The 9,457-nt window shown below is 27.1% G+C and carries 7 protein-coding genes and 1 CRISPR repeat array; all 7 genes read right to left on the reverse strand.

Translation table 11 applies throughout. The annotated features are described in order from the left end of the window. Positions 1 to 222: 222 nt before the first annotated feature. A complete protein-coding gene (locus tag NL43_RS08500) occupies positions 223 to 957 on the reverse strand; it encodes an aldo/keto reductase (protein WP_371325652.1) in 735 nt (244 codons plus the stop codon). Next, positions 945 to 1,337: an aldo/keto reductase gene (locus NL43_RS08505; RefSeq protein WP_198923199.1), complete on the reverse strand. Its 393-nt coding sequence runs from the start codon at positions 1,335 to 1,337 to the stop codon at positions 945 to 947. Before NL43_RS08505 ends, NL43_RS08500 begins: the two co-directional genes overlap by 13 nt. A 247-nt stretch (positions 1,338 to 1,584) precedes the next feature. After that, the gene (locus NL43_RS07880) at positions 1,585 to 1,935 is read right to left on the reverse strand and encodes a hypothetical protein (protein WP_069593508.1); all 351 of its coding nucleotides are present in this window, start codon (positions 1,933 to 1,935) and stop codon (positions 1,585 to 1,587) included. Positions 1,936 to 2,043: 108 nt separating this feature from the next. Continuing rightward, positions 2,044 to 5,717: a CRISPR direct-repeat array (repeat unit 29 nt; unit sequence GTTTCCATACTATATAGTCTATTTTAAAC). 104 nt (positions 5,718 to 5,821) lie between these two features. Continuing rightward, entirely contained in the window at positions 5,822 to 6,109 is a 288-nt protein-coding gene (gene cas2 / locus NL43_RS07885) for a CRISPR-associated endonuclease Cas2 (protein WP_371325651.1), read from the reverse strand. Then, positions 6,084 to 7,031 (reverse strand): type I-B CRISPR-associated endonuclease Cas1b, encoded by a 948-nt coding sequence (gene cas1b / locus NL43_RS07890; RefSeq protein WP_084790472.1) that lies wholly within the window; start codon positions 7,029 to 7,031, stop codon positions 6,084 to 6,086. Before cas1b ends, cas2 begins: the two co-directional genes overlap by 26 nt. A 39-nt stretch (positions 7,032 to 7,070) precedes the next feature. Beyond that, complete coding sequence (gene cas4 / locus NL43_RS07895) at positions 7,071 to 7,571, reverse strand: CRISPR-associated protein Cas4 (RefSeq protein WP_069593512.1); 501 nt, start codon at positions 7,569 to 7,571, stop codon at positions 7,071 to 7,073. Positions 7,572 to 7,579: 8 nt separating this feature from the next. Further along, a partial coding sequence (gene cas3, locus NL43_RS07900; RefSeq protein ID WP_084790473.1) for a CRISPR-associated helicase Cas3' occupies positions 7,580 to 9,457 on the reverse strand: 1,878 nt, incomplete at its 5' end.

The raw sequence follows: 9,457 nt of genomic DNA on the forward strand, positions 1-9,457 counted from the left end.
GCGAACAAAAACAAGGATTTGAAATTTCAAACAACTAACTAAAAAAGTACCTGAAAAACACAAAAAACAACCACAACATATACATCAAATAGTATCAAAAATAGGAAGTTTGAAAAAAATAGAAAAAACAAAGAAAATACACTTGAAACGGAGCATTGCAAGTGTAAACCCCCCCTAATTCAAAGAAAAAAAATAATGTTTAAAACCAAAAATATTAAATATTTAAGATTCAAATAAATCCACAACTTTTTCAAGATTCTCAGGAATATTAATATGCTGAGGACAATAACTTACACACCTATTACATTTAAGACATTCACTTGCCTTTACATTACCAGAATCAGAAATAAAATTTCTATAATACAACACCATAAAATGCTTTTGATCCAACATTTTCTGAGCATTATACAATTCAAAAAACTTAGAAATATTAATATTAACAGGACATGCATCTATACAATAATTACAAGAAGTACATTTAATCTCCATTGTCTTATTAATAATACTTACAGCTTCATCCAAAATAATAAGCTCTTCATCACTCATTTCTTTAAAATTATTCACTGTATGAATATTATCATACACTTGATTAAGCGCATTCATACCACTCAATATCATAAAAACATTATCAAGAGAAAGATTAAACCTCATAGCCCAAGAAGCAATACTACGTTCAGAATCATACTCTTTAAATAATTTTTGTACACCTTCAGGAACATTAACCAAAGCACCACCCTTCAAAGGTTCCATAATACTCACAGGCAACCCATATTTACATGCCACATCATAACACTCCTTAGACCGAATATTATTATCCATCCAATCAAGATAATTAATCTGTAATTGAACAAATTCAATCTCAGGATGATTACCCAACACATCATCCAAAAACTCAGGAGAATCATGACAAGAAATACCAATATGCTTAACCTTCCCACAATCCTTTAAATCCCTAATAAATTTAAAGGGATCAACTTAATAAAATTTGCACTATTCATAGTAGATACATTATGAAGCAAATAATAATCAAAATAATCAACACCACAACGTTCAAGCTGCTTATCAAATATAACTTGCATCTGGCCAACATCCTCAAAATCAAAAAGAGGTAACTTATCAGCAATCACATAACTATCACGAGAATATCTTTCAACAACAGCCTTCCTAAATGACTTCTCACTATTACCACCAAGATAAACATAACCCGTATCAAAATAATTAAAACCATTATCCATAAACAAATCAACCATCTGATTAACCAAATCCTGATTAACACTACTATAATCCCCTTCATCAAACAAAGGCAATCTCATCAAACCAAAACCTAACTTTTTCATTAAAAAAAATACCTCCTCTATTAATAAAATTCAACCCCCACCTATTTAAACATTCCGCCATAAAATACAAACCACATAGCCATACAACAAGAATACAATACAAAAACAAAATTACAACAACTTCTAGAATGAAATATTAGAACCAATACCCTCAAAAACATGAAAAATAAAAAATCAAAAGAAAACCAAAAAAAGAAAACAAACAAGGCTTCTAGAATACCTAAAAATCTAGAAAACCCTGAAAAAATTATCCTACTTTTTCAACACTAATAGGACCATCCCTTGGAGTCCAAGTCATCCTATAAACCCCAGGTTCCATACCCTCATTCTGCCCAGTCTCATTCTCACTCACAGTAAAAATAGAAACATGAACCTCCGTATCAGGATCCTGAGAAGAACCACCACTAGGATTTACATCAGAACCAGAACCAGAAGACACATCTTCAGTCAAAGAAACATTTCCAACAGTCCCATTTGTAGTATTATTTACAGTTAAAACATTAGAACTATCATCACTAACTAAAAAAGAAAAACATCCAATACCAACAAGAACTACAAGAACTACTATAACCAATAATATATTTTTCAAACTTGCCATAATATCACTCCTTACAATGATTATAATTATATATAACTTCAAACTATATAAATCATTCGATAAATCCAATTAAATAATAATTTAACCCATCAAAATCATACAATGAGAATTTAATACTATTATAGTCTATTTAAAAGTCAATTTCACCAATGGTCTCACCATTTTTCGAGTTTCCATACTATATAGTCTATTTTAAACGCTGGCCTTCCTTCACTTTGCATTCGTAATCCTAATTCTTTGTTTCCATACTATATAGTCTATTTTAAACTATTTATGTAATTTTGCATTAGAAACCGCAGAAACATGTTTCCATACTATATAGTCTATTTTAAACGAAACCGAACTGGACAATGTCCGAAGATGAGAAAAGGTTTCCATACTATATAGTCTATTTTAAACTAAGTTATTCACAAAAATAAGAGCATTCAAAATAGGGTTTCCATACTATATAGTCTATTTTAAACTATTATTCATTTCTCTTAGTTCATTTGTCACATTTATGTTTCCATACTATATAGTCTATTTTAAACAAATTTCTAACCACACTAACAGACTATGAAGACGAATGTTTCCATACTATATAGTCTATTTTAAACGGAATTGGAAGTGAAGGGATTTGAACCCTTATATCATGTTTCCATACTATATAGTCTATTTTAAACTCCATCCGTGACAGATTTTCAAATTTTGGTCTTCTTGCCCCGGTTTCCATACTATATAGTCTATTTTAAACTATCGATTATCCTTCATTTTTTCACTTCCATTCCACAGTTTCCATACTATATAGTCTATTTTAAACTATATTCTGTTTGTTGTCCTTCTGGTTTAAACATTCGTTTCCATACTATATAGTCTATTTTAAACTATTATAATTTTCTTGTGAAAGTGTAGCTGAATGTAGTTTCCATACTATATAGTCTATTTTAAACCACATGCATTACGCAAATTTTTTGTAACAGAATTGTAGTTTCCATACTATATAGTCTATTTTAAACTCTTCTCCGTCGTTGTGTGCTGTGTCTAGTTCTAAGCCGTTTCCATACTATATAGTCTATTTTAAACCAGAATCAAACAAAAAATAGAACAAATAGAGAGTGATTGTTTCCATACTATATAGTCTATTTTAAACAGTATTTGAGGATGGAAACACAAGAATAGTATTAAAGTTTCCATACTATATAGTCTATTTTAAACTCTTTGATTTCCTCATGATTAAAAACAGAATTATAATCGTTTCCATACTATATAGTCTATTTTAAACGTATTGTACAATTCTTGCTTATGCAAGTTATAAGTTAGTTTCCATACTATATAGTCTATTTTAAACACAAGAGCAAAAATAAGACAAAGCTTAGAATAAAAAAGTTTCCATACTATATAGTCTATTTTAAACTTTGTTTATTTTTCTCGTGATTTTCTCACGAGAAGCAGTTTCCATACTATATAGTCTATTTTAAACAATTAGGGGGTAATTAATAATGATATATAATGATTTATGTTTCCATACTATATAGTCTATTTTAAACGAAGCCATTCGGAAAATATTAACTGATTTCATTGATGGTTTCCATACTATATAGTCTATTTTAAACTACATATTATTCAGTTGCATAGATTTGCTATCACGGGTTTCCATACTATATAGTCTATTTTAAACGAAGTATTGGATTTAAAGCTAAAAACTTCACAGATAATGGTTTCCATACTATATAGTCTATTTTAAACGGATCTGTTGTAGTTGTTCCTTTGTCGACTTGGTATTTAGTTTCCATACTATATAGTCTATTTTAAACACTAAATAACAAGTTGCAACACAACAACACACAACAACTAGTTTCCATACTATATAGTCTATTTTAAACGAGGCCGTACAAATAGTTTTCTTTGTCGTCCTCGCTGTTTCCATACTATATAGTCTATTTTAAACTTTAATAAGCAATGTCGAAAAATGGCAGGATTTACTGTTTCCATACTATATAGTCTATTTTAAACGTATAGGAGCTTAATATAGTAATAGAAATCATATGTGGTTTCCATACTATATAGTCTATTTTAAACCAAATATTTTTTTACTTAATTGTTTATTTTCTTCTTCTGTGTTTCCATACTATATAGTCTATTTTAAACGTTGAAACAATTAAAGATATACCAACCCGTGATGATTGTTTCCATACTATATAGTCTATTTTAAACAATAAAGAACTTACTTCAATTTTCACAAAACAAGAATGTTTCCATACTATATAGTCTATTTTAAACTTGTTACTCTGTCCTTTCTTATGTCGTCATACTCAAGTTTCCATACTATATAGTCTATTTTAAACGCAAGAATTGTATAATTCAATAGTTGACAATGTCAAGTTTCCATACTATATAGTCTATTTTAAACTCTCAACTTTCCTATTTTTCGCTGAGTTGATATATACGTTTCCATACTATATAGTCTATTTTAAACCCTCACCCCCTCAATAATAGGAAGTGAAAAAAATGAAGTTTCCATACTATATAGTCTATTTTAAACGAGTAGTAACGATTGATTTTTTCTTTTTCTGAATCACGTTTCCATACTATATAGTCTATTTTAAACCAATTATTTCGTTCAGAAAATACAATGAATGAAATATGTTTCCATACTATATAGTCTATTTTAAACCCAATCTTTTCCTTCTACTGCATGACCAGTTGCACGGGTTTCCATACTATATAGTCTATTTTAAACATGCTTTCTATTACTATATTAGCACTGCATAGTATTGTTTCCATACTATATAGTCTATTTTAAACTCTTTTACGGTTTCTCCTTTACTTCCAAGTTTTAAATGTTTCCATACTATATAGTCTATTTTAAACGATATTCATAACTTAATGATATAACATTATCAAATATAGTTTCCATACTATATAGTCTATTTTAAACATTTTTGTGTAAGTAGAGTATATATGAGAAATTACAGAGGTTTCCATACTATATAGTCTATTTTAAACTTTTTGTTAACACAGAATTTACTATTACAGCTACACTCACGTTTCCATACTATATAGTCTATTTTAAACGAGTATGCAATTAGGCTCTGATTTTGAATTAACAATGTTTCCATACTATATAGTCTATTTTAAACTAAATGCCCTTTATACTCCTTATATTGAACAGGAAAGTTTCCATACTATATAGTCTATTTTAAACTATGAGTTGTGTAGTATCTGCTGTTGTTTGACTAGTGTTTCCATACTATATAGTCTATTTTAAACACATAACAGAACTTGAAGAAATCAAAGCAACAATAAAGTTTCCATACTATATAGTCTATTTTAAACTTCATTAAAATGGCTTGTGAACCGTACTTTATCCCACCCAGTTTCCATACTATATAGTCTATTTTAAACTTGCATCAAAACTTGTTTTGAACAAATTAATATCACTGTTTCCATACTATATAGTCTATTTTAAACTCTTTCCTTCTTGCTCCACGGATTGAAGAGGATGAAATGGTTTCCATACTATATAGTCTATTTTAAACACTAGCATGAGACCAGTCCATACATGCTCAGGTAATGGTTTCCATACTATATAGTCTATTTTAAACTTTCAGGAGTTTCTTTTTTATCCTGTTCATATAATGAAGTTTCCATACTATATAGTCTATTTTAAACATGTACTATTATTTTTTCAATAGCACTAGCCACAGGGTTTCCATACTATATAGTCTATTTTAAACGGAATCCATCACGGCACATACACCCCTGAAGGAGAATGTTTCCATACTATATAGTCTATTTTAAACGCCGGAATTTTTTCCGTATTTTTATTATTTATGAGTTTAGAATGCTCAAAAATAGTAGTTATTTTTGTCTACCTCCAATAGTGTATAAACTAGGGGAGGTGGACCTAGAGTATAAAATTTATTGGATTTTTTTCAATCCCAATTATCTCTCTATTAATATATTTTTCAGGTATATTATATATAATTATTGAATCTTCATCCTCATCAATTAATTCTTTAAGTTTTTGGATTATTGTTTTATATTGTGATTTTGTTATTTCTCCCTCAAAAACGGAGTTTTGAATCCATGTTAGATATGTTTTTAAGAATTTATATACTTTATGTACTCTATGTACATTTATATCATATATTATTAGAATATACATTTTACCACCATGTTTTAAAACTTTCATATGTTTTATCTTCTAACATGTGTTTAATTAATTTATATCCTTCTAATCTTATAAGATATCTGTAGGATACTTTTTTATTTAATGTTGGATGTTTTATTGTGGTTTTCAGTTTGTTATTATATTCTTGAATGAACTTTTCTCGTCCTTTTTTGTTAAGATATACTCCTGCATCATGTGTAAAATGTTTTTCATTAATCATGTTTGTATTTACTAATTTGAATATTGTTCTACTTACTATTAATGGTTTGAATATATCTGCTAGATCACATGCTAGAGAAAATCTTCTTTCACGTGGTTCATGTAGAAAGCTTATTGAGGGATGAAGATAAGTATGGTATATTTCTGAGAGTGTTGTTGTATATAGTAATGAGTTACCAAATGAAATTAAAGAATTCATTTCATTTGTAGGTGGTCTAAATTCTCTTTTTTGTATGGGGAATTTTTTAGTTATTTGATTGAATGATGGATAGTATGTTTGCCATAGTTTTCCTTCAGAGCTCAGTATTTTATTTATATTTCCATCAAGTATTGGTTCTTTTTCTAATTGTTCAATGTAATCATTTAAATTTTTTCCCTTCTTTTTATAGTATTTTAATGTTTTTATCATATTATGTTTCATTCCATTAACCATTTCATGTGCAATGAAACATCGTTTTTGATTATTATCATAAGTTAATGCTTGTTTTACTACAATCATTCCAGAATTCAAATTTATTCTTGGATAAAGTGATCCTGTATAATAACCATATTTATTAAAAAAATTAACTATGATTTTTTCATGTTGTAATAATGTTATTGCACCTGATTTTAATGATACTTTGTCATAGCAATTTATTTCATTGATAGCATGGATTGGTATACTTATATCCATATCTTTATTTTTAAATTTAAGTGTATTTTCTTTTCTATATAGAATTCCCATAGAATTTAGATGTAATGTTTCCTTAATATAATCACCCTCTTAAATCATGCATAATTCATTATATGAACATCTTTTACAATATGGTTTTTGTTCTTCTTGAGGTGGTTTTTCTTGTGTTGCTATTTGTTTGATATTTTGGAGTATTTTCTCAATTTTATCTATAATTTCATCAGTTAGTATTATAGGGATTCGTTTTCTTTCTTTTGGAAAAACAAGCATGCCTTCAGCATCTATCCCTGCTTTTTTCAAAATATATAAATAATAATAAAGTTGATATTTTGCACCTATTGTGAGTTTACTTGATTTTTTCACTTCAAAAACTGTTAATTTATCATTTGTTTGTATGAAATCAAATACTACATTATCTATTCTTATTTCCTTTTTTTCTCGTTTATAACTAGTTTCATGAATTAATTTTCCGATATCAATATCATCATTATCATAATTCATATTTATTTGATTTAAATAAAGCCATAATTCGCGAGGACAGGTCATATAATATTGTATCATTACACCTGTTATTTCAGAAGTTTTCATCATTTTAATCATCATATTATATATGCAGTTTCTTCATCGTGAAATATGAAACCTGTCTCAATATCATATTTTCTTTCAAGATCTTCCTGTGATATGTAAAACATGTTTTTTTCTAATGGAGTTGTTCCTAATTTTTTACAAGGCACAGATATCATATAATTTCTTAATTGATTTCGTATATTCTTAAATTCACTCCTTCGTTCATAACTATTCATTTTATCTGAACATATTCTTTCATATTTTTGCCATATTTGTGATGCAGTCTCATCTACTTCTATAAATACATCCTGTTTTTCAAAATTATGATCTATTAAGTTAAAGTTTCTCATAATATTAGCAAAATTCATATTTTCTATATCATTGAACACAGAATTATCATTACTTTTTCTGGTTGATAATTCTTCATAATATTTTTTAATAATATTCTTATTAAATTCTTTTTCAGAGATTATGTTCGAGGAATAATCATTAATTAATTCTTCAGTTAATCGAAGTAATGTAGAATCATATATATAATCACAATATTTTTTCCCATTATCATTTGTTAGTTTCACTATGTTAACTATACCTTTATTTTTTTTAGCATTACGATTACATCGTCCTGCAGTTTGAACAATACTATCTATTACTGTAAAATCCCTATATATTATATCAACATCAATATCCACTCCTGCTTCAATTAATTGTGTTGTTATAATTAATTTTCGATTATTTGAGTTTTTTATTTTCTTAATTCTACTAAGTCTATGTTTTGGAATTATATTCGTTGAAAGATAATATAATTCAATACCCTCCTGCAAATATTCATTAATATAATTATATACATCCAGTGAAGATTGTATTGTATTCAATACTATCATAATATCTTTATTTGGATTATCTTCTATAACATTTATAAGTTCTTCATTAAATTCATTTAACATTATAGGTTCTTTTCTGAAAACATAATTTATCCTATTAAAATAATCAAAATATTTTTCTTCATTAATAATAAGAGGTACTATTTCATTTAATTTGAATATTGCTGGTTGTGTAGCAGTCATGAATATAATCCATATATTGAATTCAGCAGATATTTTATTAAAGATTATCCTAATCAATTCCCAATATTTAGCAGGAATTGATTGTATTTCATCAAGAATTATTATGGAATTAGTTATATTATGAAATTTCTTCAAAGATCTATTTTTATTACTAAATAATGTGTAAAATAATTGATAAAATGTGGTTATTATAATTTCAGAATACCAACTTTCTATTAACATTTTTGCATGATCTGGGGATAATTCTCTTATTTCTTCATCATCAGATATTGTATAATTGTATTCAGACATAGAATTATGCTTTAAAAAAATATCAGAAGTATTATAATTTGATTTTAAAAGAACATCTTTTATAACTTGCTCATTTTGATCAATTATACTAAGAAATGGAAGAGAATATATAATCCTTGGAGTAAATCCATAACTATTATTAATCTTTTCACGTAACTTCATTGCAAATGATAAAGCTCCAAGTGTTTTTCCAGAACCAGTAGGTAACGTAATTGAAAATATTTTATTATTCAAATCAACATCATCACATCCACCTATTAACTCTTGATATGCATCTTCTCTTATTTTATTTAAATCATTGAAATTTGTAAATTTATCTTTCTTATACGTATCAACAATATCACTATTAATAGAAGGTCTAGAATATTCATCAGTACCAGAAGCATCCAATTTATCACCATCTATTAAAACAGAAAACAGCAATAACAACATCATGTAATGTTTAGTGTCTTTTTCTTTACTAATATTTCTCAAATCTTTTTTAATTTCTTTTATAACATTCTCAAATGAGTTTATAAATTCATCAATAGATATATTGTAATTTAAATAAAAATC

The organism is Methanosphaera sp. WGK6 (assembly GCF_001729965.1).
In the GTDB taxonomy this organism is placed as follows: domain Archaea; phylum Methanobacteriota; class Methanobacteria; order Methanobacteriales; family Methanobacteriaceae; genus Methanosphaera.

Bases quoted from the DNA above. Each gene is read 5' to 3' on its own strand.
- NL43_RS07880 (WP_069593508.1), bottom strand. From the start codon at position 1,935: ATGGCAAGTTTGAAAAATATATTATTGGTTATAGTAGTTCTTGTAGTT.
- cas4 (WP_069593512.1), bottom strand. From the start codon at position 7,571: ATGATGAAAACTTCTGAAATAACAGGTGTAATGATACAATATTATATG.
- cas1b (WP_084790472.1), bottom strand. From the start codon at position 7,031: ATGGGAATTCTATATAGAAAAGAAAATACACTTAAATTTAAAAATAAA.
- NL43_RS08505 (WP_198923199.1), bottom strand. From the start codon at position 1,337: ATGAAAAAGTTAGGTTTTGGTTTGATGAGATTGCCTTTGTTTGATGAA.
- cas2 (WP_371325651.1), bottom strand. From the start codon at position 6,109: ATGAAAGTTTTAAAACATGGTGGTAAAATGTATATTCTAATAATATAT.